Annotated in this window: 23 protein-coding genes; 7 read left to right on the top strand and 16 right to left on the bottom strand. The window is 61.4% G+C overall.

Translation table 11 applies throughout. The annotated features are described in order from the left end of the window. Positions 1–53: 53 nt before the first annotated feature. The gene (locus OSC37_RS16425) at positions 54–1397 is read right to left on the bottom strand and encodes a glycosyltransferase family 87 protein (RefSeq protein WP_267162513.1); all 1344 of its coding nucleotides are present in this window, start codon (positions 1395–1397) and stop codon (positions 54–56) included. Positions 1398–1665: 268 nt separating this feature from the next. Between OSC37_RS16425 and OSC37_RS16420 the strand changes: the two genes are divergently transcribed. Beyond that, positions 1666–1806: a DUF2080 family transposase-associated protein gene (locus OSC37_RS16420; protein WP_368409486.1), complete on the top strand. Its 141-nt coding sequence runs from the start codon at positions 1666–1668 to the stop codon at positions 1804–1806. 3 nt (positions 1807–1809) lie between these two features. After that, positions 1810–3108, top strand: coding sequence for an RNA-guided endonuclease InsQ/TnpB family protein (locus OSC37_RS16415; protein ID WP_267162511.1), 1299 nt, complete (start codon positions 1810–1812; stop codon positions 3106–3108). A 29-nt stretch (positions 3109–3137) separates the two neighbouring features. Here the strand turns inward: OSC37_RS16415 and OSC37_RS16410 are convergent, their stop codons facing one another. Both OSC37_RS16410 and OSC37_RS16405 read right to left on the bottom strand, forming a co-directional pair. Next, positions 3138–4019 (bottom strand): complex I NDUFA9 subunit family protein, encoded by an 882-nt coding sequence (locus OSC37_RS16410; RefSeq protein ID WP_267162510.1) that lies wholly within the window; start codon positions 4017–4019, stop codon positions 3138–3140. A 41-nt stretch (positions 4020–4060) separates the two neighbouring features. Next, positions 4061–5743, bottom strand: coding sequence for a sensor histidine kinase (locus OSC37_RS16405; RefSeq protein ID WP_267162509.1), 1683 nt, complete (start codon positions 5741–5743; stop codon positions 4061–4063). Positions 5744–5982: 239 nt separating this feature from the next. On the opposite strand from OSC37_RS16405, the gene OSC37_RS16400 reads away from it, so the two are divergent. Then, positions 5983–7344, top strand: coding sequence for an NAD-dependent succinate-semialdehyde dehydrogenase (locus OSC37_RS16400; protein ID WP_267162508.1), 1362 nt, complete (start codon positions 5983–5985; stop codon positions 7342–7344). 15 nt (positions 7345–7359) lie between these two features. On the opposite strand, the gene OSC37_RS16395 is transcribed toward OSC37_RS16400, so the two are convergent. Then, entirely contained in the window at positions 7360–8565 is a 1206-nt protein-coding gene (locus tag OSC37_RS16395) for an MFS transporter (protein WP_438267589.1), read from the bottom strand. A 33-nt stretch (positions 8566–8598) separates the two neighbouring features. Then, the gene (locus OSC37_RS16390) at positions 8599–9696 is read right to left on the bottom strand and encodes an AI-2E family transporter (RefSeq protein WP_267162506.1); all 1098 of its coding nucleotides are present in this window, start codon (positions 9694–9696) and stop codon (positions 8599–8601) included. 248 nt (positions 9697–9944) lie between these two features. On the opposite strand from OSC37_RS16390, the gene sod reads away from it, so the two are divergent. After that, positions 9945–10556, top strand: coding sequence for a superoxide dismutase [Mn] (gene sod, locus OSC37_RS16385; RefSeq protein WP_267162505.1), 612 nt, complete (start codon positions 9945–9947; stop codon positions 10554–10556). Positions 10557–10560: 4 nt separating this feature from the next. Here the strand turns inward: sod and OSC37_RS16380 are convergent, their stop codons facing one another. Continuing rightward, on the bottom strand, positions 10561–11625 hold the full coding sequence (locus OSC37_RS16380; RefSeq protein ID WP_267162504.1) for a sensor histidine kinase: 1065 nt from the start codon (positions 11623–11625) through the stop codon (positions 10561–10563). Between the two features lie 121 nt (positions 11626–11746). On the opposite strand from OSC37_RS16380, the gene OSC37_RS16375 reads away from it, so the two are divergent. Then, positions 11747–12016: a DUF5827 family protein gene (locus tag OSC37_RS16375; protein ID WP_267162503.1), complete on the top strand. Its 270-nt coding sequence runs from the start codon at positions 11747–11749 to the stop codon at positions 12014–12016. 1 nt (position 12017) lies between these two features. Here OSC37_RS16375 and OSC37_RS16370 read toward each other — a convergent pair whose 3' ends face one another. The 5 genes from OSC37_RS16370 to OSC37_RS16350 are packed head-to-tail and all read right to left on the bottom strand — an operon-like array spanning position 12018 to position 16426. Beyond that, positions 12018–12596 (bottom strand): MBL fold metallo-hydrolase, encoded by a 579-nt coding sequence (locus OSC37_RS16370; protein WP_267162502.1) that lies wholly within the window; start codon positions 12594–12596, stop codon positions 12018–12020. Between the two features lie 37 nt (positions 12597–12633). Continuing rightward, positions 12634–13176 carry a hypothetical protein gene (locus OSC37_RS16365; protein ID WP_267162501.1) on the bottom strand — a complete coding sequence of 181 codons (543 nt, stop codon included), beginning with the start codon at positions 13174–13176 and terminating at the stop codon, positions 12634–12636. Beyond that, positions 13173–14324, bottom strand: coding sequence for a DUF7350 domain-containing protein (locus OSC37_RS16360; RefSeq protein WP_267162500.1), 1152 nt, complete (start codon positions 14322–14324; stop codon positions 13173–13175). Before OSC37_RS16360 ends, OSC37_RS16365 begins: the two co-directional genes overlap by 4 nt. Then, entirely contained in the window at positions 14321–15571 is a 1251-nt protein-coding gene (locus tag OSC37_RS16355; protein WP_267162499.1) for a DUF7405 family protein, read from the bottom strand. Before OSC37_RS16355 ends, OSC37_RS16360 begins: the two co-directional genes overlap by 4 nt. Before the next feature lie 57 nt (positions 15572–15628). Next, positions 15629–16426 (bottom strand): sulfite exporter TauE/SafE family protein, encoded by a 798-nt coding sequence (locus tag OSC37_RS16350; protein ID WP_267162498.1) that lies wholly within the window; start codon positions 16424–16426, stop codon positions 15629–15631. Between the two features lie 92 nt (positions 16427–16518). Between OSC37_RS16350 and OSC37_RS16345 the strand changes: the two genes are divergently transcribed. Next, positions 16519–17535, top strand: coding sequence for an amidohydrolase family protein (locus OSC37_RS16345; protein WP_267162497.1), 1017 nt, complete (start codon positions 16519–16521; stop codon positions 17533–17535). Here OSC37_RS16345 and OSC37_RS16340 read toward each other — a convergent pair whose 3' ends face one another. Next, on the bottom strand, positions 17536–18459 hold the full coding sequence (locus OSC37_RS16340; protein ID WP_267162496.1) for a biotin--[acetyl-CoA-carboxylase] ligase: 924 nt from the start codon (positions 18457–18459) through the stop codon (positions 17536–17538). A gap of 105 nt (positions 18460–18564) precedes the next feature. On the opposite strand from OSC37_RS16340, the gene OSC37_RS16335 reads away from it, so the two are divergent. Beyond that, positions 18565–18771, top strand: a complete 207-nt coding sequence (locus OSC37_RS16335; protein WP_267162495.1) for a hypothetical protein — start codon at positions 18565–18567, stop codon at positions 18769–18771. A gap of 209 nt (positions 18772–18980) precedes the next feature. Here OSC37_RS16335 and OSC37_RS16330 read toward each other — a convergent pair whose 3' ends face one another. From OSC37_RS16330 to OSC37_RS16315, 4 genes are all read right to left on the bottom strand, one after another. Further along, entirely contained in the window at positions 18981–20828 is a 1848-nt protein-coding gene (locus tag OSC37_RS16330; protein WP_267162494.1) for an acetyl-CoA carboxylase biotin carboxylase subunit, read from the bottom strand. Continuing rightward, on the bottom strand, positions 20828–21130 hold the full coding sequence (locus tag OSC37_RS16325; protein WP_267162493.1) for a DUF8022 family protein: 303 nt from the start codon (positions 21128–21130) through the stop codon (positions 20828–20830). Before OSC37_RS16325 ends, OSC37_RS16330 begins: the two co-directional genes overlap by 1 nt. Continuing rightward, on the bottom strand, positions 21111–22655 hold the full coding sequence (locus tag OSC37_RS16320; RefSeq protein WP_438267605.1) for an acyl-CoA carboxylase subunit beta: 1545 nt from the start codon (positions 22653–22655) through the stop codon (positions 21111–21113). Before OSC37_RS16320 ends, OSC37_RS16325 begins: the two co-directional genes overlap by 20 nt. Before the next feature lie 145 nt (positions 22656–22800). After that, positions 22801–24276 carry a sensor histidine kinase gene (locus OSC37_RS16315; RefSeq protein WP_267162491.1) on the bottom strand — a complete coding sequence of 492 codons (1476 nt, stop codon included), beginning with the start codon at positions 24274–24276 and terminating at the stop codon, positions 22801–22803. Positions 24277–24302 lie beyond the last annotated feature (26 nt).

The following is a 24302-nucleotide window of genomic DNA, read 5'->3' as shown; positions in this document are numbered from 1 at the left end:
GGAAAGCTCGCGTCAGGGTTGTCCGGGTTCCGGTGATGTCGCCAAGAGTGGTATCACTCGTCGCCTTCCTCGGCAGAATCCGCCATCTCGGTAGTGTCACCCTCAGCGTCACCCGTTTCGGGCTGTCCGTCTTCGGTGTCGTTGCTCGGCGCGCTCTGGTCCAGCCCGTAGAGCCGACCTGCTGCCAGGCCGACCAGCAGGAAGGTCCCATACACTCCCGGCTGGAGCATCACCGCCTGCGAGCTATCGGACAGATGAATCGCCGCACGGGTGCCGTAGGTCTGGAAGTGAACCAACAACACTGCGAGGACTGGAATCCACGGGAGGCCATCCGCGCGGTCGAGTTCGCCCGACAGCAGTAAAATCGCGGGTAAGAGTAACACGACGAGGTCGTGTGTGTACGCCCGTGGCGCAAACAGCGGTATCACGGCGACCCCAAGCGCAAACGTGAGGACAGAGGCACCAGGGTTGTGGCGGTGGCGGAGCGTCAGCCCGATGACGCCGAGAACGCCGCCCGCAATGGCGAGCGGTATCCACTGATTCGGCAGCGAGAGTCCAATACCGTCGACGGTCTGGTCGACGAGATACAGCGGCCGATAGTAGGCTGTCTGCCACTCTGCGGGAGGTAATTGGTCTGTCCCCCACCCTTTTCCCCAGGTCAGCACCTCCAGATACAGCTCGTGGGTATCGAGTCCAAAGACGACAACCGAGGAAGCGAGCAATCCGACTCCTGTCAGGACGCCACCCACAAAGCGACGGCTGTTCCGGAGCATGTGGGCCCCAGCAGTCGCATAGAACAGCTTGACACCGCCTGCCAGAGCCGTAAACAGTCCACTCAGGTACGCGCTCCCGGCGTGGCCGCGCTGTCCGCGTTCGTGTGTATAGAAGGCAAAACACAGAAACGCCGCAAGCAGCGTCGACACTTGCCCCCATTTGAAGTCCCAGAGCGCCGGATGGAAGCCAAACAGGCCAAACAGGAGCACGACACGTTCGGGGACAGTGAGTCCGTATCCGAGCTCTTCGACGACAGCTTCGACACCAACATACAGCAGAAACAGCGAGAAGACACCGAACAACACCGGCCCGGCCTCGAATCCGAGCTTGGCGAACGGATAGAACAGCGGCAGCGCGTACGGTGGATAGAGATAACTTCCGTGGAACCCGCCATCCTCGGCACGGGTATAGATTGGCCCGTCACCACTGAGCCAGTTGTCGACCGCACCGGAGTACGCGCCGAAATCGTTGAATCCGTAGTCGGCGACGTGGACGACATCGTACCGCGCGAGCAGCGCGTCAACGACCGGCCAGACCACGACGACAGCGACGGTCAGGACACAGAGGGCGACGAACAGTGGTTGCTCGTGTCTCCGTTTCCAGAGCTCTCGTGACAGCGACATTACAGCGGGGGACGACCGACTGCGGTATATATTTAGCTGATTTCAGGCGCTAAGCCCCCTTCCTCAAGGAGCAACGCAGGGAGCGGAGCGACCGAGTAGCACAGTAGGGAGGGGATACAGCGTCCCCAGAAATCGGAGATTTCTGGTGTGCGAACGAATCGCGAGCGATTCGTCCACGCCGTCATCATCTTTCATACGCCTGCTTGTTGCTGGCCCACAGGCCCACGAACCGGTACGTTTATGTTGAAACAATATTTAAACACTAGTGATGGATAGACACGAAATCGAAGGCCACGAAGTCATTGAGGGCGAGGCGAAAGCTACCGGCAACGGCGCACACGTCTTGGTCCCGAAAGACTGGCGTGGTGCAGACGTGAAAGTCGTCCGAACATCAGAACCAACCGAGTAACCAATGCACTACGCCTACAGGTTCCGACTCAAGCCAACCGCCGAACAACGTGAGCTGTTGGATTACCACCGGGACACCTGTAGGCAACTCTACAACCACGCGCTAACTGAGTTTGAACAAATTCCCGAATCAGTAGGAACAATCAACCAACGAGTGCGACAGGTCCGCGATCAACTCACCGACCTCAAAGACTGGTGGGACGAGTTGAACGACCTGTACTCGACAGTTGCACAGGCCGCTGTCATGCGGATCGAAGACAGTATCAAGGCACTGTCTGAACTGAAAGGGAAGGGCTACAACGTCGGGAGTCTCAACTGGAAAGCACCCACAGACTTCCGGAGTTTCACCTACGTCCAGTCTGGCTTCGAGTTCGACAAGAAGAACGGTCAGACTGTGCTCTCGCTGTCGAAACTCACGGAGATTCCCATTGAGTGCCACCGAGACATTCCAGATGAGGAAACTGTCAAAGAAGTCACGCTCAAAAAAGAGCCCACTGGAGAGTGGTACGCTTCTTTTGCCGTTGACGACAAAGTAGAACCGCCCAAACCGTCGCTGGAGGAGATCGACGACGACGACATGGTTGGCATCGACGTGGGTATTCTGAAGTACGCCCACGACACAGATGGGGCGGCGGTCGAATCACTCGATCTCTCGGAAGAACGTGACAAGCTCGAACGGGAGCAACGGAACCTCTCGCGCAAAGAGCATGGGTCGAACAACTGGGAGAAGAAACGCCAGCGTGTTGCTGAGTGTCATCAACAAATCAAGCGCAAGCGGCGTGACTTCCTGCACAAGCTCTCGAACTACTACGCTCGGGAGTACGAGTTGGTGGCCGTCGAAAACCTGGACGTGAAAGAGATGCTGGAATCGCCGCGCAACAGCCGCAACACAGTGTCGGCAGCATGGAACACCTTCACCGATCTGCTCGAATACAAGTGCAAACGCGAAGGCACGCACTTCGTGGAAGTTGAGCCAGCAGGCACCACCAAAGAATGCGCGAACTGTGGTGTGGAAACAGACAAACCGCTGTGGGTGCGTGGGCATTCCTGTCCGGCGTGTGGCTTCGAAGCGGACAGAGACGCAAACGCGGTCGTCAGACTGCGTCTGACGGGCAGCAAACGCGGAGCGTTTGCGACGGCGTGGAACATTCTTTCTCGCGGACTCTCGCAACTAGGAGTGGGTCACTCCGAAGAAACGCCTGTGGAGACTGCGCTCCCTACGGGAACTGCGGTTGTTCCTGCAAAGCGCGTCGTTGAACCAGGAAGCCCCTGCCTCAAGGAACGAGCGAAAGCGAGTGAGTAGGCAGGGGTAGTTCACTGGTTGGTACTATCTCAGTTTTCGACACCGAGGTATTCGCCGACTGTGAGAAGGTCCGTCGGGTCGTATCCGAAGGCGTCGATGTCGTTGTCGGCGGTTGTGTTGTCGAACTGCAACGACCGGTACTGGTCGCGGCCCATCGGGAACCCGGGGATTGCGCCAGCGATGCTCAAGCCGACGCCAGCGAGCTCCATCGGCACCGGGATGACGGTGACCGACTCGCCGCGGACGAGTTCGGCCAGGTCGGCGAGTGTCAGCTGCTCTGGGCCGCCGATTTCGTAGGTCTCGTTTCGGTGCCGGTCGTCCTCGATTGTGTCGGCGAGCATCGTCGCCATATCGTCGACGTGGATTGGCTGAAAGCGCGTGCGTCCGCCACCCGGAAGCGGCGCGACGACCGGCGGCGTCACCTTCTTCGTGAAGCTGAGGAACTGTCCCCCGTCGCCGAAGACGACCGAGGGACGGAAAATCGTCCAGTCGAAGGAGGACTCCGTGACGATATTCTCGGCGCGGCCTTTCGACCGGATGTAGTGTGTCTGGCCGTCGGGGTCTGCACCCAGTGCGCTCATCTGGACGAAGTGGTCGATGTCGTGTTCCCTAGCGGCACGGACACAGTTCTCGGTGCCGCCGAGATGGACCTGTTCGTGCATCTCGTTGCCTCCCTTTGGCTCGAACAGCGGAGACAGTGCGACCAGATTGTAGACAACATCCTGCCCCGCGAAGGAATCTACAACTGAGTCGTAGGCGGTTACGTCACCACGTACCGTCTCGACCACGTCGGGGAGAGGACTGGCTTCAGGGTCACGTGCGAGGGCTGTGACCTCGTGTCCGCTGTCAGCGAGTCGCTCACAGAGGTGACGACCGATAAAGCCGGTGCCGCCGGTCACGAGTACGTTCATACCCAATAGTCGGACGGGACAGGCATAAATATAAGCAAAAGTTACGCGTCGTGACCGCCGTTGTATTCGGATGGCTCACAGCCGCGCAGTCTCACCGCGGCATGTCCACCCTCGTCCTGGTCGCCGAAGGCGAGTTCGCCATTCGATTTGAGAATCGACCAGTATGCCAGCCAGAGCCCGATGCCGCTTCCGTGTTCAAGAGATGTCTCCTCGTCGTGGACGAGCACGTCGCGTTCGTGCTCGGGGATTCCTGGGCCGTTGTCCTCGACGGTCACGACCACGTCGTCGCCGTCACGGTCTACCGTGACCTCGACGCGGGGGTTGTCGCTGGTGTTGTGGACGAACGCGTTTTCGATGAGTTGCTCGACGCCGAACTCGACTCCGGCGACGGCGTCTACCCGGCCGTCATCTGTCGACTCGAAGGAGACATCGACCTCGGGATGGTCCGTCCGGTTGGCGTCGAGGCTGTCTCGGACCTGCGCGACGATATCCACCTCCGTCGTCCCCTCTTCGGCGTTCTCCATGACCGTTTCTAGACGGCGGGCTTTCTTTCCGTGTTCGACCAACCCGCGGGATTTCTCGATTATTTTGTCGGCCGCTTCCTGGCGCTGTTCCTCGTCGTCCATCGCAGGAATGACCTCCGCAAAGCCCTGGATGACAGTCATATCATTCTGGAGGTTGTGCCGGAGAACACGGTTCAAGACGCTGAGGCGGCGCTCGCGTTCGAGTATCTGTCGCTCTCGCGTCATCAGGCCGTCAGTCATCGTGTTGAACCCTTCGCCGATCTGGTCCCACTCCTCGGCGGCTTCGAGCTCGAGGTTGTACTCGAAGTTCCCCTCGGTCAGCTCGGAGAACCCGTCCAGAAGCCGGTTCGTCTGCTGGAGGGTCGTCCGGTACTGGTAGAACCCGAGTCCCAAAACCGTCAGCAAGACGACAACCAGGCTCCCGAACTGGATAAGCTGGAGGAACTGCAGCCGGTTGGTCAACGCTCCCTCGTCGCGCTCGGCCGTGAGTGTCCATCCAGTCTTCGAAATCGTCGCCTTGCTTGTCAAGGAATCGTCAAACTCGTTGTCGGCTGGGAGAATGGTCACCTGTTCCCCTTCGAAGGTCGTCCCGGTTACCTTCGCCGTCCGCTGGCTGGTCTCCAGTGGCGTCAGCGGACTGAACAGCCGCGTCGAATCGAGAAACATCGAGCCGACAACAACCTCCTCGACGTCTTGGCCGTCCGGAGAGAGAACGGGTGCGCCGATGGTCAGCGCGAAGTCGTCGAACTGCGCGAAGCTGTGAACGCGCTCGACGCGGGTGCTTCCTCCGAGGATGCGCTCGAATGTACCCTGGTTGAGGAATCCGACCTCGGTGACCGAATCGCCGATTCCTACCGCCTCCTGGTCCTCCTGGAGGCCGTACATGCCTGTTATCGTCCCGTTGATGTTCGCGACAATCGCCGAGCTGAAGACATGATTGTCGAGGAGCTGTTCCAGCTGCTCGGCCCGAACCTCCGTGGAGTCTCTGTCGAGCGAGAGCGCGGCCTGGCGGATGACGTCTTCCTCGTCGGCGATTGCTTCGTCTATCTGGGCGGCAGCGAGACGAGTCGTGTTGTCCAGCTCCTCCTGTTCTTGTTCGATTGCCTGCTGTTTGAACAGCTCTCCGCTGCCGACGACGACGGTCCCCAGAACGAGCAAAATGCCGACAAGCACCAGCGCATATCTCGTCCTGAGGCGCATGCCCTACCTTTTGTGTAATACTACATTAACGTTCGTGGTTGTCCGGAGCACCCTCCAGAAGCGAGATATCCGACGACACTCATACTGATCAGTGCGGTACTTTTCAGACCTGTTTTAGTGACTCGCTCGCTTCACGGACCGATACAGGAGAGAAGCGAAGGCATGGCAGTAAAGACTCGCAATAATCACTATCAAATGGCACAATTACTAAGCCCGTCGGTGTCGGAGTATCCGAGAGAATGAAAGCAGTCAACCCAGCGACCGGCGAAACCGTGGCGACCTACCAGGAACACGGTGCCGAGGAGGTCGAGCAGCGGCTCACGATGGCCCAGGAGGCTTACGAGGGCTGGCGCGAGCGCTCGATTCGCGACCGCGAGGAGTTGCTCGCAAACGCAGCTGACGTGCTCCGAGAGAACAAGGAACGATACGCCGAGATAATGACAAAGGAGATGGGCAAGCCAATCTCCGAGGCCGTCGCGGAGGTCGAGAAGTGTGCCTGGGGGTGTGACCACTACGCCGAGTACGCAGGCGCATACCTCGACAGCGAGCAGTTCCCCTCACCGCCCGGAACGGCAGTTGAAACCGTCCATGATCCGCTTGGGCCGGTGCTCGCGGTGATGCCCTGGAACTTCCCCTTCTGGCAGGTCATCCGCTTTGCCGCGCCCTACCTGACGGCGGGCAACGTCGGCCTCCTCAAACACGCCTCGAACGTCCCAGGCTGTGCTGTTGCGCTGCAGGAGGTCTTCGAGAAGGCGGGCTATCCGGAGGGTGTCTTCCAGACCCTCCTCGTGGGGTCAGAGACGGTCGACGACGTGCTCGCTGACGACCGCGTCAAAGCGGCGACACTGACCGGCAGCGGTCCCGCAGGCCGTGCGGTCGCCGAGACCGCCGGCAGACACCTCAAAAAGACGGTCCTCGAACTGGGCGGAAGCGACCCGTTCATCGTCCTCGACGACGCAGACATCGAGTCGGCAGTGGAGACCGGCGTGCTTGCACGCACCCAGAACGGCGGCCAGTCCTGTATCGCCGCCAAGCGCTTCATCGTCCACGAAGATGTCTACGACGAGTACGTCGACCGCCTGGTATCTGCCTTCGAGTCGCTGACCATCGGCGACCCAATGGACGAGGCTACCGAGGTTGGCGCACAGGCCGACCCCGACCTGATGGCCGAACTCCACGACCAAGTCCAGGCGAGCGTCGACGCCGGTGCGACTCTTCTCACGGGCGGCGAGCCCCTCGACCGGGAGGGAGCCTTCTACCCGCCGACAGTGCTGACCGACGTGCCAGAGGGGTGTCCGGCCGACAGCGAGGAGACCTTTGGTCCGGTCGCAGCGGTCTATAAAGTCGCCGATGAGGACGAAGCAATCGAGAAGGCAAACGAGACCCAGTACGGGCTGGGTGCGAGCCTTTGGACAGAGGACCGCCACCGTGGCCAGCGACTCGCCAGACGGGTCGAGGCCGGCTGTGTCTACGTCAATGAGATGACGAAATCCGACCCCCGCGTCCCATTTGGTGGTATCAACGACGCCGGCTACGGTCGCGAACTCTCCGAAGCAGGCATCAAGGAGTTCGTCAACCGCAAGACCGTCTGGATTCAGTAACCCAGGGGCCGACTCTCAGTCTTCAGTGAGCCAGAGCCCGACAGCCACCAGCGTCGCCGCCCCGAGCGAGATCAAAAGCAGGACAAAGGCTGCTCCGAAGCCGCCCCTGTCTGCGATAAATCCGACTGCCGCCGGGGCGACCGCTCCCGCACCCATCAGTGCCGACCGGACCGCACCGAGACCGCCGCCCGCCAGCGAGTCAGGGAGCAAGGCTTCGAGATAGAGACCACGAACGGGCCGGAAGCCGTGGCTGCCGAGACCGAATCCGACGACACCGACCGCTCCGAGCACTGGAATTCCCGCGACCCTCGCGTCGATGGTGGCGGCTGCCACGAGAAGACCGAGTGAGGCTGTCGCCAGGGTGAGCGTGGCCGTAATCACGGACAGTCGACCGGCTCTGTCGGCGAGTTCTCCTGTCGCGATCTGGACAACACTGACGACAAAGAGCACGCTGTAAAGCAGGCTTGCGACGGCTCCACCAACATCCGCGGTCTCGGTGAGATACAGCGGGAGGAAGGCCGCGACGCCGTTGTAGGTGAACGAGAAGCCGAGCGTGACGACGACGAAGGCGACAAACCGACCGTCGGTGAACGGCTCCGTGTAGTCACGAATCCCATGTGTAGCCTGTCTGGAGGTGGCTCCCTGTGTCCGTTGTACCCGGAAAAAGACAGCAACGCCGAGGACAAACCCTGCGAGTGCGGCCGACCCGAAGATGGTTCGCCAACTCAGACCGAGGGCGAGGATGCCAGCGACCGCGACGGGCGCGACGACACCCCCAAAGGTGCCCAGCGTGTCGAAAATCCCCAGTGTTCGTCCCGTCCGCTCTGGGTATGTCTTCGCCAGAAGCGTGATTGCGACGGTCTTGTGCGCGCCGGTTCCCGCGCCCATGAGGGCCATTGCCGCGACTAATACGGCGAATGGGCCGCCGAGGGTGACGACGCCTGCACCGAAGGCAGTCATCACGACGCCGGCGATGATGACGCGAGCGGCCCCTAGCCGGTCTGCGAGCAGGCCAGAGGGGAACTGCATGAGGGCGTAGACGAGCATGAAGCCGGTAAACGCGGCCCCGACTGCGGTGTTCGACACCGAATAGGTGAGCTTCAGTTGGTCGAACAGCGGGGGGAACGCGTACCGGACGCCCTTGGCGAGAAGCCAGATGCCGGCAACGAGCGCCAGCACGTCGTACCTGCCCAACAGAGAGCGACCCCGGAACATTACCATCGGGGCCAACGTGTGGTCGGAAGGTGAAGCTTGTTACTGAAACTCCGACAACTCGGTCTGGCTGGCGGCTTCAGCATCCCCCGAGAGAACGTACGGCAGGAGGATGGTGATGGCGTTGATTGTGAGGATGAGGAGAATCGGCATGAGAAAGAGACCGTAGAAGCCAAACAGGACCGGTCCGACAACGTAGGCAATCATCAAAAGGCCGTTATGCGTGCTCTCCCCGCTGAACTGTGCCCGGATGAACAGATCAGGGATAAAATCGAGCGCAATCGCACTGTAGACGAACAGAACCCCGATTGGCCAGATCAGCGTCGGCTCGCCCGCGAGCCAGGCGTTGGCCGCCATTCCGACTGTCAACGGGACGTAGACGAGCTTGATTCCGATGACCGGAATCAGCGTTCCGACGCCGATGAGCGTCCCCATGAGCGCCGGAAACGGAACGGCGACCACGTCAGGAACGAGGAGGTTATAGACCAGAAAGGAGACGATTGCGAGGATGGCAGTCACGAAGATATTCGCGATGTTGCCGAACATCGTGCTGGAGAGCTCGCTGTCGACTTCCTCAACGTACGCTTGAAGAACCCCGTCGCGGTCGTAGGTGTCGAGAAACCACTGCTTGATACGCCCGCCGTCGACGAGCATGTAGTAGACAGCGATAACGATAAGAATCAACTGCAAGAAGAGGCCGCTGACGGTACCCGTCACATCGAACAGCAGGTCCGCGACGACGTCAAGCGACGGAAGCGCCGTCACCTCCGCGAGGGCGTCTTCGAACGAACTCAAATCGAACGACCCGATACCCAGGTCGGCTTCGACGTTTTGGACGTCCTCGAGAATCCCGTTTGCCGCCAGATAGTCCCGGGCCTCTAACACGACGATAGCGGCCGTGTAGCCGATAAGGACGAGAAACGGGACGCCAAACGTGACCAGCGAGAGGAGAGCCCGAACCGAGTTCGAGAGCCCAAATCGGTCGAACGAGCGGTATATTGGGCGGACGGCGTAATAGAGGAAGACAGCGAAGACGAACGTCGAGATGAACGCGACACCAACGAGCGCGAGGACACTCAAAAGAAAGAGGACCGCCAGCCCGACCGCACCCCGCCACGCGAGTTCTCGGTTCAGTTCCATCAATGCCGGCCTACTCCTGTCGGATATTTCACTGTACCGGTCTCGCCGAGTTCCTCTCCCGGCTTTCCAGTACCGGGACAGGACGGTACGGCAGGGACCCTGGTTTGGTGTCAGGCCCACCCTGCCAGACACTGAAACGCCCGAAAGTTCGCATAAGAGAGTCTACGTAAATGAATTTCAGCGAGTTTTGTTCCGGGTTCTCAACCTTTTAGTAGATACCAACCAACTGTATAATCTGGAGGTAAACTATGTCAGAACATTCCAATCCCGAACTGCCCGAACTGCCCTACGAATACGACGCACTGGAGCCACACATCTCCGAGCAGGTCGTCACCTGGCATCACGATACCCATCATCAAGGGTACGTGAACGGTCTCGACTCCGCAGAGGAGACACTCGCCGAGAACCGTGAGGACGGTGACTTCGGCTCCAGCGGCGCTGCGATGCGCAACGTGACCCACAACGGCTGTGGCCACTATCTGCACACGCTGTTCTGGGAGAACATGCATCCCGACGGTGGCGGCGAGCCCGAGGGCGACCTCCGCGACCGGATCGAAGAGGACTTCGGCTCCTACGAAGGCTGGAAAGGCGAATTCAAGGCCGCTGCCGGTGCCGCTGGCGGCTGGGCGCTTCTGGTCTACGACCCCGTTGCGAAACAGCTTCGGAACGTTGTCGTCGATAAACACGACCAGGGCGCGCTCTGGGGCGCACACCCGGTTCTCGCCCTCGACGTATGGGAGCACTCATACTACTACGACTACGGGCCGGACCGCGGCGAGTTCATTGACAACTTCTTCGAGGTCGTCAACTGGGAGAAAGCAGCCGAAGAGTACGAGACCAGTCTCGCACACTTCGAGTAACGCTTCACTCGCAGTTCGTCACCGCACAGGCGTCGTTCGCGACGGTAACGTTGGAGAACTCGAAGCGCGCGCCACCGTTTTCACTCTCTGTGACGACAAGATTCCAGTCGTGAGCGCCGGTGATATTGTCGACAATTGCGAGACCGAGTCCGGTCCCGTGGTCGTTACCGGTCTCTCCCGGCTCGCGGAACCGCCCCCGTTCTGCGTCTGGAATCCCGGGACCGTCGTCTTCGATAAAAAAGCCATTAGAGAGTTCGCCGATTCTGACATGCACGTCCGTGCCGCCGTGTTCGATAGCATTCCGAAAGAGATTTTCGAAGACATGTAAGAGCGCCTCAGGATTCGCCTCGATTTCGGCGCTTGTTTCGACATCAAGAGTCGCCGATTCGGTGTCGACGTGTTCCCAGCACTCTTCGGCGAGATCATCGAGCCTGACCGCCGAGAGATCGCCCACGGCGTCTCCCTGGCTTGCGACGACGAGCACGCCTGTGATGATATCTTGCATCCGGTGAAGGGCCTGTTGGGTGCTTTCGAGATGTGGCTCCAGTCCTGGGTCGTCGTTCAGTTCGCTCACGGCGTTCGTACGCCCGATAGCGACATCGAGCGGGTTTCGGAGGTCGTGAGAGACGAGACTTGCAAACTGGTCTAGTTTCTTTTCTTCAGACATGTGGTCGTCGCCAGCATCGGTCACTTCGTGAAACAGGATTAGTGACCGGTCTGTCTCGGTAGCGTCGACAACTGAAACATCATAACAGTCTCCGGACGAGAGGTCTGCGGTTCCGCCGCCCTCACTCACGCAGGTGTGGAGTTCTGGAAGCCCCGAGAGTGCATGCTCGATGTTGTCTCCACGGGGATCAACACCGACCAACCGCTGAAACGCCTGGTTCGAGTAATCGATGACTCCCTCGTCGTCACAGCAGACAATCGGCTCCTCTGCTGCAGCCAGAAGCGCCTCGAAGTCAGCGCTTTCGTCGGGCGATGTCTCTAACGCTGTCCGTACCGACAACGCACCAAACGCGGCACAGACCCCAACGAATACGCCGAGTGACGCCCAGACTGCACCATCCATGGGAAATGGTTTAGACTTTCTACCTGTTATGTTCCGAGCCAACTTAGTAAGGTGTCCGGATATAGAACGGCAGAAATATCGGGACCGATGTGTTTACACAGCGGTCGAAACTACGGTCGGTATGCCGATTCACCGAGAGGAGGTCGAGGACCTCCGTCCGCTCGAATTTCGGGAACCGAAAGAGGTACTGAACGCAGACAAACTGTACACAATCTACGAGATTGCACGCCTCCTGCAGGGGTTAGAGGTCGACGCAGAACTCGATGTCGAGACCGAGAACGTCCTGTTGGACTGGGCGATTCCGTGGATGATGACTCACACCGAGGCGTTCGTCTTCGCCGAGCCACGCGACGACGACGAGCCAGGGTACTACGGCCTCGCGACGGAGTGAGCTATCCCATCTTCGCTGCCTGGAGCGCGAGCTCTACGTCAGTGTAGGGGGTGGCAGTGACGCTTGGACCGTGGCCAGTGTGTAGCTCGGCGAGGTCTTCGTCGATTCTGTCGAGGACGCGCCCGATACTGTCGATAAGTGTCGCCCGGTCTCCTTCTTCGAGGTCGGTCCGACCGAACCCGCCGTTTGCGAAGACGAGGTCACCCGCAAACAGAACGCCGGCATCGGGGCTGTAGAGACAGAGATGGTCGTTCTTGTGGCCAGGGGTGTGCAGTGCCTCGTACGCGTGGTCACCGAGCTGGGCTGTTTCACTGTCGCCGAGTTCGTGGTCGACGCCCGGCTGGTCGGTGTCGTACCCCCAGACATCGACGTCGAAGGTATCGACGACCGCACCGAGGTTGCCGACGTGGTCGGGATGGGTGTGTGTCAGCACGACTGCGTCAACATCGTCGGCGTACTGGCTCACCTGGTCGACGATGTCGAACTCGTTGCCGACATCGACCAGGACAGTTCGCTCTCCCGTGACGAGGAAGGTGTTGCTCGTGAATCCCGCGGCTGTGGCGGCAAGGTTCTGAATCATACGTCGAGTTACGCGGGTGGCGGTTTGGATATGTCGGTTACTCCTCTGGGGGGTCGCCGACCACGGTTGTCAGCGGCGGCGTCGTCCAGACACGCTCGTCGCCGTTCGAGAGGTGAAAGAGCAGTTCGCCCTTGTCGGCATTCGTTCCGTGGAAGTTCAGCGTCGATCCCAGCACCTCGACTTCGAGCATGTCTGCCGGCGTCCCCTCGGTTCGTGTAATTTCGAGGTGGAACTGTTCGTCTTCGCCGAGCGGTATCACCTCGTCGTCGTCGTTATAGACACGGGCCTCGACCGCGCGGTAGCCATCGAGTGGCACCTCGAAGGCAACGAAATGCCAGTGGCTGAAGTCCGTATGATAGTGGACCTCAGCGACGCGGTTGTCGGTATCAGGCTCGAACAGCTTGACCGGGAAATACGAGCGAAGGGTCTCGCCGCCAAGCTGTCTTGCCTCCTCGACTTCGGGGGTTTCGGTCGGCTCCTCGTCGGAGCCGTCGCCTCCGCCCCCGATACAGCCCGCTACCGCCACGGTTCCAGCGCCGCCGATACCGGCGAGAAACGCCCGCCTGCTCTGTTCGTTCATTCTGACACCTCCAGGGTCATCGAGGGCATATCGAGGAAGGCAGTCTCGTACCCCTGGTGTCTGGCGACCTGTGGCGGTCCCTCGACGGTGAGTTCGAGACTATCTTCCGGCGAGAGGCTGTCGGCCAGCCCGTAGTGGTGTCCGACCTCGCTGTCGAGTGTTTGGACCAACTCGCCCTCTATCGCCCCCGAGACGGAGAGCGCCATATCGGCGAGTGGAATTCGGTTGTACGGCGTCCGCGGCGAGACGAGCAGGTATCCGTCCTCGCCCAGGCGGCTGTCAGTCAGGTACCGAGCGACAAACCTCGCGTCGCCGCTGGTGGGGTCGCCGAGTGAGCGACCCGGATACGCCTCCGGACGCTGAACCGCGGTCCCGCCGTTCATCTCGGAGCCGTTACCGTGGCCCATCATCATCGGCTCCAGTGCCCCAGGCTCGCCCCATCGACTCTCGTCGAGAAAGTCGACGCCGTCGACGATGTCGCGCTGGAACTCGCTGTCGAACTCGAACTCGAAAGAGACTGTCTGTCGACTCTCGAACCGGCCGTCAAAGTCGCCGGTTCGACGGACCGTCATCGGAGAGAGGTCGATTTCGACGGTGTAACTCCCCTGCTCGCGAATCGGGATGTTGTCGCCGAAGTGAAACCCCATCGTCTGTGAAATCATCGGCCACGGCGAGAGTGTTTCGCTGACCTCGCCATCCCGGAGAATCCGTACCTGCGAGCCGACATCCACCGGAAGAACGGTCCCCGTCTCGCTGTCCTGGACCGAGAACATCAGATGTAGGCCTTGGACGTTTGGCCGGACGAGTTCGGTCTCGGAGCCGGAGATGAGCCAGAACCGATGCGGGTAGCTGAGCATCGGCGAGACGGTGTACGGCCCCGACTCGACCGTATCGAGACCAGTCATCGACGCCCGGTGTGTCGGCAGATAGACCGCTTCGGGTGGGTCGCTCACCCGCGGCCGCTGGGGGACGTTCTCGGCGTCTGTCACCTCGGGAGGTTCCGGTGTAGCTGTCGGTTCGTCGTCGGTCGATTCGTCGCCGCCGAGACAGCCTGCGAGGCCGGTCGTCATCGTGCCGACGGTGGCTGCGAGGAGTCGTCGCCGCGACGGGCTATGCGTTAGGTCGACTGGTGTATCGTCTCCTGTCATACTCTGGCCGTGGGTAGTGCCCGCTTCTCCCGGGGTGGAACGAGGAAGTTTCCCCGGCGGCGGACGAAGATATACTGGAGGATGCCGTTGTTCAGGCGCTGTCCGACGCCGTCGCCGGCGAGGTCTTCGCCGGCCATCGCCTGCCTGGCGCGGACGAAGTCCTCAATCTGGCGCTGGTGTGCCAGGAAGTGGACGCCCGGCCGGTCGCCGTCGACGGTGTTGAAGTCTCGCCGGAGAAGCGGAGGCGTGCCGTCCTCGTCCCGTGCCCGGGCTGCCTTCTGTGCGTGCCCGACGGTACCGAACTCGCGAGCATCCGTCGCCGTGTCCTCGGTTATCTCACCGGCGACGCCGGTCGACGTACTGAGGTTCTCGCCGACCGAGCCAACCTGTTCATTCTCTGCGTGGTCCGGGCTGAACAGCTTGGCGACCCGCTGGAAGTGATTATCCTGCTCGAACCAGGTGCGCAGTTGGAGCGTCAGTGACTCGACGTGGGTAGTTGTCCCGCCGGCGTACGGCCCCTCTTCGATGGTCACACGGGATTCGGGAGCCTGACTCTCTGCAAACCCCGAGCGAAATCCCATAAAAAACGGCGCATCCTCGGGCACCGATTCGGGAACACCGGACATATCAGTGTGCTGTGCCGGCAGCCCCGCACCGACGAATCCGGTCCGGCGGGGCGACCCGCGGTCGAACACTCCCTCGAATGTCGCCTCCATCTCGGTGTTGTTCGGCGAGACGTCGCCGAACAGCGCCTCCTCGGCTTCGAGGACGACATCGGGGGTATCGCTTGCCAGGTGGACGAGCGCGTCGAAGTCGTCGAACTCCGGCGACTCGATTGTGGTCAGCGCCTCTGGCTCTGGAATCGGGGAGTCGACGCCGAGGGCGTCGAAATACGAGGGCGTGTATCCCATCGTGAACAGCAGACCTTGGTTGTCGTAGGCGTATGCCGATTCGAGCGAGCGCAGCGCGGTTTCGACCTGCTCTCTGCTGTCGTCGTCGACATCTGTCGCCAACTCAAGCGAGAGGAGGACATGATGCTCCGGGTTCAGCGGATTCCCGTCCTCGTCGGTCGCCAGGACGTCCGTCCACGCATGCTGGCGCTGTGGGCGCGCGTTAGGGTCTCCCGTCGGGACGGTCGATTCGCCGGAGCTGTCCAGACAGGCAGACAAGGCGGCCGTCCCACCAGCGGCAACCAGTGCCCGGAGGTAGTCTCGCCGAGAGAGGTCTGACGAGTCAGGCAAGTCCATACCGGCGGTGTAAGGCCCCCAGTGGTTTTCAGGTTGTGGTGTGACAGTCGAACGCTTCTAGTGGCCGCCCATCTCCAGGGGATTCCAGAACGGGAACATCGGATGGGGAATGTGGTAGCCGAGGCTCATCAGGCCGTGGGCGAAGAGGACGTACCCCAGCGCGACGAACGCGACGCCGAGCACCCGGTGTAGCCGTCGGCGGTGGACGGCGTCAACGCTGTCGATGAGCGTGCCGTAGATGAAGACCGCCGGAATGGTGCCGATGCCGAGTGCAGCCAGGGCAACACCGCCGGCCAGCGGCGACCCACTCGCGAAGGCATAGAGATACGCCGGGTACAGAATCGGACACGGAAGGAGACCGTGCAACGCACCGAGGCCCATGATTCCTGGGCCACCGGCCAGTCGCTCGACCCAGCCGGTCAACCAGGCGCTGACGCGTTCGGTCCCCGGCAGCGTGAGCCCGAACGTCGTACGCCCAGCCACGTAGTACAGGCCCATCACGAGGACAGCCGCGCCGATGCCGACGCCGACAACGCCACGGACGAGGCTTGCGATCGCCGTCACCTCGTCGACACTCACGTAGAGGAGACCACCGAGCGCGCCCATCGTCGCGCCGAGAAGGGTGTAGCTCACGGCGCGGCCAATATTGAACAGGGTGTGCTGGCGAACCTCATAGAGCGTGAGGTGTGCACCGCGTCGGCTCATGGTCTGTGTGCCGCCGTCAGCGCGTGTCGAATCCATGTGACCCGCGTAGATGGTGACGAGTGGGCCACACATGCCGATACAGTGTGCTCCCCCGAGGAGACCGATAGCGAGAAAGAGCGCCACGTCCACTGACAGTACCGACGAGAGCATGCTATCGCTTGCGTGTGGCCGTACTAAGCCTCGTTGGTGCAATTGTCGTATCGTCCGGTGGGACTAAGCCCGAGGGCCTCCCAGCTTCAACTATGCTTTTCGAGGGGACTATCCTCCGTGGGGACCACTTCGAGCCCGTCGAGGGTCAAGTCGTCGTCGAGGACGGTACCATCACTGGAATCGAGGAGACGACCGCCCGGAGTTCGGATATCATCCTCCCCGCGTTCGTCAACGCACACACGCACATCGGCGACTCTATCGCAAAAGGTGCCGGCGAGGGGCTATCCCTGGAGGAACTGGTCGCACCACCGGACGGGCTCAAACACCGACTACTCAGGCAGGCAACCGCCGAAGAGAAACAGACAGCGATGGCCGACACACTCGAGTACATGCAACAAGCCGGAACCGCCGCGTTTATCGAATTCCGGGAGGGCGGTGTCGACGGTGTCGAACTTCTGGCAGACCTGCTTGTCAAGCGCGACCTGACCGGCGTCGTTCTTGGGCGGGGGTCGACAGCGGCGATGGAAGGAAGCGACGGTTTCGGAGCGAGCGGCGCGGGTGACGGCGAGTTCTCGCGGGAACGCAACGCCACGAGAGAGGCCGAGAAGCTGTTTGGCATCCACGCCGGCGAGGTCGACAGCAGTGACATCAACCCCGCTCTCGACCTCAGCCCGGACTTTTTGGTCCATATGGTTCACGCCGAGGACCTCCACCTCGAACGCATCGAGGACAGCGACACCCCGGTCGTCGTCTGTCCCCGCTCGAACGCAACGACTGGCGTTGGCCTGCCGCCGGTCCGGGACCTACTCGACAGAACTACTGTCGCTCTCGGAACCGACAACGTCTTTCTCAACAGCCCCTCGATGTTCCGCGAGATGGCCTTCGTCGAGAAGACTGCAGACGTCTCCAGCCAGGAAGTGCTCTCGATGGCGACGAGACACGGCGCTGAGATTGCAGGACTCGACTGTGGCTGTATCGAGACCGGCCGACCCGCGGCGCTGCTGGTGTTAGACGGCGACTCGCGAAACCTCTCGGGGGCGGTCGACCCGGTGCGTACAGTCGTCCGGCGCGCCACTGTCCAAGACGTGAAGGAAGTGATTCTCCCGTAGTCACTCGGGGCGCAGGTGTTCGCAGTCGCCGACGGTGACACGCTCTCTCCCGTCGGCCGTGTCGACGAGCAACGCGCCGGGTGACTCGACATCGACGGCCTCGCCGACTATCTCACCGTTTGGTGTTTCGACACTGACCCGTCTCCCGAGCGTTCCCGAGCGAGCGCGCCACGCGGAGAGAATCCGGTCGCGGTCGGCAACCAGTTCCGACATCGATTCGAGCAGCGTCTGGACGACCTCCCGGCGGTCAACATCGCCACACAGCTCCCGTAGACTCGTCGCCCGGTCCTCGGGGAGGCTCTCAATGTCGACGTTGGCGTTGATACCGATACCCACGACAAGCCAGGAGATTCGGTCCGCTTCGCCCTCCATCTCGGTCAGGATACCCGACACCTTCTTGCCGTCGACGAGCACGTCGTTTGGCCACTTTATCTCCGGTTCCACGCCGGTCGATGCGACGGCCTCTGCGGTTGCGACGGCGGCGGCCATCGTGACGAGTGGCGCGTGTGTCGTCGGCATCGTCGGACGGAGCAACAGCGAGAGCCAGATGCCGCCGCTCGGAGAACTCCACTCACGCTTGAGCCGTCCGCGCCCGCCGGTCTGTTCGTCCGCGAGGACGACGATATCCTCGCGGCCGTCGCCTGCAAGCTCCCGTCCGCGTCGGTTCGTGCTGTCTATCGAGTCGTGGTATTCGACCTCGTACGGCGCGTCGAGCCCGAACTCGACTGCCGATGCCCCGTAGTCGGGGACGGCCTCTAGCTCGTATCCGGCAGCGTTGCTTACGACCTCGAACCCGTCCTCCCTGAGTGCCTCAATGTGTTTCCAGACCGCCGCACGCGTGATATCGAGTTCCTCGGCCAGTTTCGGGCCGGTCCGTGGCCCGTCCGACAGCGCGTCGAGAATCTGCGCTCGCGTGGCTTGCATATGCCCCAGGTTGAACACCCGGAGTGATGTGGATTTGGGTCGGACACTGTTCCCCGGAACCTGAGTAACTTTTATATAGTAGTTCAAACATAGAACTAGGTGGCCATGTCGACGAACACAGAATCGCTCAGAGAGCTCTACATGGATGTCGCTGAGGAGGAGACGATTACCGAACAGCAGCGCGAGGAGCACTCTCACGACCCGATTGGGGAGAGTGAGACAGAGCTCGAAGAGACGGTCTCTACAGTCGTCGAAGACGGCCTCAACGGGGCGGTCGACGGTGTGGAAGTCGACTTCGGTTCCGTAGAGTGAGTCGGAGGCGTGAGAGCTGGTCTGTTCGAGCTCCGTTATTACTCGACTAGACGGGGCTCGATAGATAGCAGTCTTCTTTCATTCAGATAGTGCATTTGAGCCTTGACAGAGTAGCCGATGACGACAGAGCGGTCCGGCTGTGACAGACTGTTTCTTTTGAGGTTCTCGTGGCGGTATGACGGGCTCACCGACGCGGTGGCGGTATCGGACTATTCGATAACGAACATCACGTCGCCCATGTCGACGCTCTCGTCCTCGGCGATGCGTCTCTCCTGAACGGTGCCGCCGTACTCGGCGACAATGTCGTTTTCCATCTTCATGGCTTCGAGCACACAGAGGATGTCGCCCTGGCTGACTTCGTCGCCCTCGGCGACGTTGATGTCGAGGATCGTCCCCTGCATCTCGGCGACGACCGTCTCTCCGTCGCCGCTGACCTCGGGTTCGTCCTCAGTCTCGCCGGGACCCGCACGCCCCGGCCGTCCGCCGCCGGTCTCGGTTGCCGTCTCGTCGACCTGGATTGCGGGTGCGCCGTGTTCCTCCAGTTCGACCTCGAAGCGCTGGCCGTCGACTTCGACGGTGAACTCCCGCGTGGTGGTCTCCTCGTCGTCCTCGGAGTCGGCAGTCGTGGTTCCCCACCGCTGTTGTGCCTCGTCGATGCGCGAGCGGTCGATGTGTTCGTCGAGATACTTGGTCGTGTGTTTGCCCTCAACGAACCGCTCGTCGTCGAGCATCAGCCGGTGGAAGGGGATGACCGTCACGATACCCTCGATATCGAACTCGGCGAGGGCGCGCTTCGAGCGGGCGATTGCCTCTTCCCGGTCCGCGCCAGCGACGACGAGTTTGGCAATCATCGAGTCGTAGTCGGTCACAAGGTCGTCACCCTGCCGGAGCGCGTCGTCCATCCTGACACCGACGCCGCCTGGCGGATCATAGGTATCGAGTCTGCCGCCGGTCGCCGGCGCGAACTCTGCAGCGGCGTTCTCGGCGTTGATGCGGAACTCGAAGGCGTGGCCCTCGATATCGACATCCGCTTGCTCGAAGGTGAGGTCCTCGCCCTGAGCGATGCGAATCTGCCATTTGACGATGTCGATGTCGGTAATCTCCTCGGTGACGGTGTGTTCGACCTGAATCCGGGTGTTTACTTCGAGGAAATAGAAGTCCGTCTCCGGGCCGAGTTCCTCGTCGGGGTCTCTGTCGGGGTCTTCCTCAACGAGGAACTCGACTGTTCCGGCGTTCGTGTAATCCGCCGCGCGGACGCCCCGACGTGCGGCAGCGCCGATTTCCTCCCGAAGCTCTTCAGAGAGTGCCGGCGAGGGGCCCTCCTCGATGACTTTCTGGTGGCGACGCTGGAGTGAGCAGTCCCGCTCGCCGAGATGGCGGACCTCGCCGCTTTCGTCGCCCAGAATCTGGACCTCGACGTGGCGCGGCGTTTCGAGGAACCGCTCGAGATAGACCGAGGCGTTGTCGAAGTAGGCCTCGCCCTCGCGTTTCGCGCTGTCGAGTTTGTCGGCGGCCTCCTCAGCGGAGCGAACAACCTTCATCCCGCGACCGCCGCCGCCGCCCTCTGCCTTGATAGCGACCGGAAAGCCGTACTCCTCGCCGAACGCGACGACCTCCTCGGGGTCGTCGACGGGCTCGGTGGTGCCCGGCACAATCGGTACGTCTGCCTCCTGCATGATGCTCCGGGCGTTGGTCTTCTCACCCAGCCGTTCCATCGCATCGCTGGCGGGACCAATCCACGTGACGCCGTCTGTGGCCTCGACCTTCCCGGCGAACTCGGCGTTCTCCGCGAGGAAGCCGTATCCGGGGTGGATGGCGTCGGCACCCGCCCGCTGGGCGGTCTCGATGATCTCCTCGTGGTCGAGATACGAGTCGGCGGCACGCGCCGGGCCGACGTTGTACGCCTCGTCGGCATATCGGACGTGTCCGCCGTCTTTGTCGGCCTCGCTGTAGACCGCGACTGTCTCGATGCCGAGGTCCCGGCAGGCCCGCATGACCCGCACGGCAATCTCGCCACGGTTCGCTACCAGTATCTTGTCGAATTCGTCACCTATCATTATTTAAACCTGTCGCGTCTGCCTGCTGCTGTCCACCTGTCTGTCGGTGCGTCTCGCGGGACCCGGTCGCCGCGGCCGGTCGTCGCCTCCAGACGGCCGGCGAAGGCGAACCGCTCGCCGTCCCAGCTCTCCTCGTCGTCGGTGTCGGCTGCCGCCGCTGCCGCGACCCGCTGGTCTCTAAGGTGTGCGCCGACAGCCGCCGCGATTGCCGCGGCCTGTGCCGGCGACGCGTTCTCCGGAACGCTGAGGTCGCCGGCCGGCGTCGATACCGTCCGGTCCTCCTCAGAGCGGGATGTTTCCATGTTTCTTCTCGGGCTGGGATTTTCGTTTCGAGCGTAGCATTTCGAGGTCGCTGATGAGCCGTGGGCGGGTCTCCTGTGGTTCGAGCACGTCGTCGACGAAGCCGCGGTCGGCCGCGATGTAAGGGTTGGCGAACTGCTCGCGGTACTCGTCGATGAGTTCCTGACGGCGCTGTTCGGGATCTTCGGCCGCCTCCAGTTCCTCGTCGTAGAGGACGTTGACCGCGCCTTTCGGCCCCATGACGGCGATCTCTGCCGTCGGCCAGGCGTAGTTCACGTCTGCCCCAATATGCTTCGAGGCCATCACGTCGTAGGCCCCGCCGTAGGCCTTCCGTGTGATGACGGTCATCAGCGGAACAGTCGCCTCCGAAAAGGCGTACAGCAGTTTCGCCCCCTCCATGATGATGCCGTTGTGTTCCTGGTCGGTTCCGGGCATGAAGCCGGGCACGTCGACAAAGGTCAGGATAGGGATGTTGAAAGCGTCACAGAACCGGACGAACCGTGCACCTTTCTTCGAGGAGTTGATGTCGAGCGTCCCAGCGTTGACCCGGGGCTGGTTTGCGACGACGCCGATTGCGTGGCCGTCCAACCGCGCGAAGCCGATGACGAGGTTTCGAGCGAACGCGTCGCCGACCTCGAAGAACGACCCCTCGTCGGTGACACGGCCGATGACATCCGTCATGTCGTAGGGCTTTCGTGGCGCGTCAGGGACGATAGAGCGGAGTTCATCATCAGTGCGCTCGGGGTCGTCCCATGGCTCGACGCGTGGCGGGTCCTCGACGTTGTTCTGGGGGAGATACGAGAGGAGATGCCGGAGGTCGTCGAGCGCGGCCTCCTCGTCGGCCACCGTAAGGTCGGCGACACCGGACTCCGAAGCGTGCGTGTTCGCACCACCGAGTTCGTCGAATCCAACCTCCTCGCCGGTGACCGTCTCGATGACGTCCGGCCCAGTGATGAACATATGGCTGGTCTCCTCGACCATCATGATGAAGTCAGTGATGGCCGGCGAGTAGACCGCGCCGCCGGCACAGGGGCCCATGATAGCCGAAATCTGTGGGATGACGCCGCTCGCCTGTTGATTGCGGTGGAATATCTCGGCGTACCCCGCAAGCGAGTCGATTCCCTCCTGAATGCGGGCGCCGGCCGAGTCGTTGAGGCCGATTACCGGTGCGCCGGTCTCCATAGCCTGGTCCATCACTTTCGTCACCTTCTCGGCGAACACCTCACCGAGAGAGCCACCGAAGACCGTGAAGTCATGAGCGAACACGAAGACAGTCCGGCCGTCGACCGTGCCGTATCCGGTGACCACGCCGTCACCGAGAAACTCCCGATCTTCCATCTCGAAGGCCTGTGACCGGTGGGTCCGGAGCTGGTCGAACTCGGTGAACGTGTCGTCATCGAGGAAGTACTCGATGCGCTCGCGGGCGGTCATCTTTCCGCGCTCGTGTTGTTTCTCGATGCGGTCTTCGCCGCCGCCCTTGCGTGCTTCCTCGCGGAGTTCGCGGAGCTCGTCGATGCGATCCTCCATTGTCATGTGTCGGGCCTCCGGTTCATCGTTGAAAATTTGACGGTCCACGGTCGTAAAAAGGGTTCTGTAATCGGATTGGCCGACAGCCCGGCACCGGTCGAACCGTTGGCCTCACAGAGAGTGTCACCGCTGTCGTCTCGCGGACTTACTCGGTCGTTATTTCGAACCGGGCTCCGCCGTTGCTGCTGTCGGTCGCCGCGATGTCCCAGCCATGGCCGTCGATGATGTCAGTGACAATGTAGAGTCCGATACCGGTCCCCTCATTGCTCGTGGTGTAGCCGTGCTCGAAGATATCCTCTCGTTCGTCTTCGGGAATTCCGTCGCCGTCATCCTTGATGTAGAACCCATTGTCATCGGCAAGCATCCCTACCGAAACCGTAAGCGGCCGGTCGTTGTGGTCGGTCGCGTTCCGGAAGGTGTTCTCGAAGACATGCTGCAGGAGATTCGGGTCGGCGTCGACGGTCGCCGACCAGTCGAAGTCGTTTTCGAGTGTGGCACCCTCGGCATCAACAACGTCCCACGCCTCGATTGCGAGTTGTTCGAGTTTCACGGACTCGGTATCGTCGATGTTTCCGCCCGCACAGGCGACAGTCAACATCTCTTCGATCATCTTCTCGATGCGGTCGTGGGCATCTTCAACACTCTCAAAATCGTCTTCGTCGCCACTCTCTCGTGCACTTTTGAGCGACATCTGTGCGACGCCGAGAGGATTCCGCAAATCGTGTGAGACGATCGATGCGAACCGCTCCAGTCGCTCGTTTTGCTGTTGCAGTTGTGACTCTGTCTGTTCGTGTTGCAGTTCGTGGCTCACCCACCGACTCATAAGATCGACGAGTGTTACCTCCCACCCCGAGAACTGGCCGTCACGCGGTGTCGTCCCGTAAAAACAGAAGGTGCCGTAGACCTCGTCGTCAATGACGACGGGTGCACCGATATAACACGCAATTCCCCACTCTGTGTAGCCGGCCCGGTCTGTCTCATCCGGAGCATCTCGTGCGACGTCACCGAGAACGAGTGTCTCTCTCGTGCTCGCTGCTATCTCGCAGTTCGTCGCCGACACCGGCGCGACATCACCCGCCTGGATACTGTTGTCCTCCGTAGCGACGACCTCGAATACGTACTCCGTCCCCTCGATTCGTGACAGTGTCCCGTATTTGGTTCCCAGCTCTTCGCGCCCCAGTTCGAGGAGCGCTTCGACCTGAGCGGTAAAGGACAGTTCCTGGTCGGAGATGATACCGTACATCTCGCGGAGAACCCGCTCGCGGGTTTCGATAGTCTCGCGCTGGCTCCTCCGATGGGTGATATCGTGGCCAATCGCACCAAGGGCGGCATCCGTCTCGCCGGACAACGGGTGGAACTTGAACTCGTAGGGGATCCGGTCGTCCGTCGCAGTCACCAACTCTCCCTCGAAGAGGGACTCGCTTCGCACGTCTGTCACGTCGGTATCACGGTCCAAGCCCTCGAAGAAATCGGCGAACGACAGCTCTGCCAGCTCGGATTCAGTGTAGCCGGTTGTCTCCAGCGCCGCCTGGTTCCAGTCGATGATTGCCCCCGACTGGTCGAACCCGAAAAACGGGGATTCCAACACGTCGAGGAAGGCAGCTTTGATTTGTTCGCTCACGGAAAGTTATCAGTATTGTATGTAGA

Origin of the sequence: Halovenus salina (assembly GCF_026410925.1) — an archaeon.
GTDB lineage: Archaea > Halobacteriota > Halobacteria > Halobacteriales > Haloarculaceae > Halovenus > Halovenus salina.
Note: the sequence above shows the minus strand (reverse complement) of the source record. Positions and strands in the feature narration are given on the sequence as shown.

Excerpts from the sequence above, each read along its gene's own strand:
- OSC37_RS16425 (WP_267162513.1), bottom strand. The coding sequence starts at position 1,397 with ATGTCGCTGTCACGAGAGCTCTGGAAACGGAGACACGAGCAACCACTG.
- OSC37_RS16420 (WP_368409486.1), top strand. The coding sequence starts at position 1,666 with ATGGATAGACACGAAATCGAAGGCCACGAAGTCATTGAGGGCGAGGCG.
- OSC37_RS16415 (WP_267162511.1), top strand. The coding sequence starts at position 1,810 with ATGCACTACGCCTACAGGTTCCGACTCAAGCCAACCGCCGAACAACGT.
- OSC37_RS16410 (WP_267162510.1), bottom strand. The coding sequence starts at position 4,019 with ATGAACGTACTCGTGACCGGCGGCACCGGCTTTATCGGTCGTCACCTC.
- OSC37_RS16405 (WP_267162509.1), bottom strand. The coding sequence starts at position 5,743 with ATGCGCCTCAGGACGAGATATGCGCTGGTGCTTGTCGGCATTTTGCTC.
- OSC37_RS16400 (WP_267162508.1), top strand. The coding sequence starts at position 5,983 with ATGAAAGCAGTCAACCCAGCGACCGGCGAAACCGTGGCGACCTACCAG.
- OSC37_RS16395 (WP_438267589.1), bottom strand. The coding sequence starts at position 8,565 with ATGGTAATGTTCCGGGGTCGCTCTCTGTTGGGCAGGTACGACGTGCTG.
- OSC37_RS16390 (WP_267162506.1), bottom strand. The coding sequence starts at position 9,696 with ATGGAACTGAACCGAGAACTCGCGTGGCGGGGTGCGGTCGGGCTGGCG.
- sod (WP_267162505.1), top strand. The coding sequence starts at position 9,945 with ATGTCAGAACATTCCAATCCCGAACTGCCCGAACTGCCCTACGAATAC.
- OSC37_RS16380 (WP_267162504.1), bottom strand. The coding sequence starts at position 11,625 with ATGGATGGTGCAGTCTGGGCGTCACTCGGCGTATTCGTTGGGGTCTGT.
- OSC37_RS16375 (WP_267162503.1), top strand. The coding sequence starts at position 11,747 with ATGCCGATTCACCGAGAGGAGGTCGAGGACCTCCGTCCGCTCGAATTT.
- OSC37_RS16370 (WP_267162502.1), bottom strand. The coding sequence starts at position 12,596 with ATGATTCAGAACCTTGCCGCCACAGCCGCGGGATTCACGAGCAACACC.
- OSC37_RS16365 (WP_267162501.1), bottom strand. The coding sequence starts at position 13,176 with ATGAACGAACAGAGCAGGCGGGCGTTTCTCGCCGGTATCGGCGGCGCT.
- OSC37_RS16360 (WP_267162500.1), bottom strand. The coding sequence starts at position 14,324 with ATGACAGGAGACGATACACCAGTCGACCTAACGCATAGCCCGTCGCGG.
- OSC37_RS16355 (WP_267162499.1), bottom strand. The coding sequence starts at position 15,571 with ATGGACTTGCCTGACTCGTCAGACCTCTCTCGGCGAGACTACCTCCGG.
- OSC37_RS16350 (WP_267162498.1), bottom strand. The coding sequence starts at position 16,426 with ATGCTCTCGTCGGTACTGTCAGTGGACGTGGCGCTCTTTCTCGCTATC.
- OSC37_RS16345 (WP_267162497.1), top strand. The coding sequence starts at position 16,519 with ATGCTTTTCGAGGGGACTATCCTCCGTGGGGACCACTTCGAGCCCGTC.
- OSC37_RS16340 (WP_267162496.1), bottom strand. The coding sequence starts at position 18,459 with ATGCAAGCCACGCGAGCGCAGATTCTCGACGCGCTGTCGGACGGGCCA.
- OSC37_RS16335 (WP_267162495.1), top strand. The coding sequence starts at position 18,565 with ATGTCGACGAACACAGAATCGCTCAGAGAGCTCTACATGGATGTCGCT.
- OSC37_RS16330 (WP_267162494.1), bottom strand. The coding sequence starts at position 20,828 with ATGATAGGTGACGAATTCGACAAGATACTGGTAGCGAACCGTGGCGAG.
- OSC37_RS16325 (WP_267162493.1), bottom strand. The coding sequence starts at position 21,130 with ATGGAAACATCCCGCTCTGAGGAGGACCGGACGGTATCGACGCCGGCC.
- OSC37_RS16320 (WP_438267605.1), bottom strand. The coding sequence starts at position 22,655 with ATGGAGGATCGCATCGACGAGCTCCGCGAACTCCGCGAGGAAGCACGC.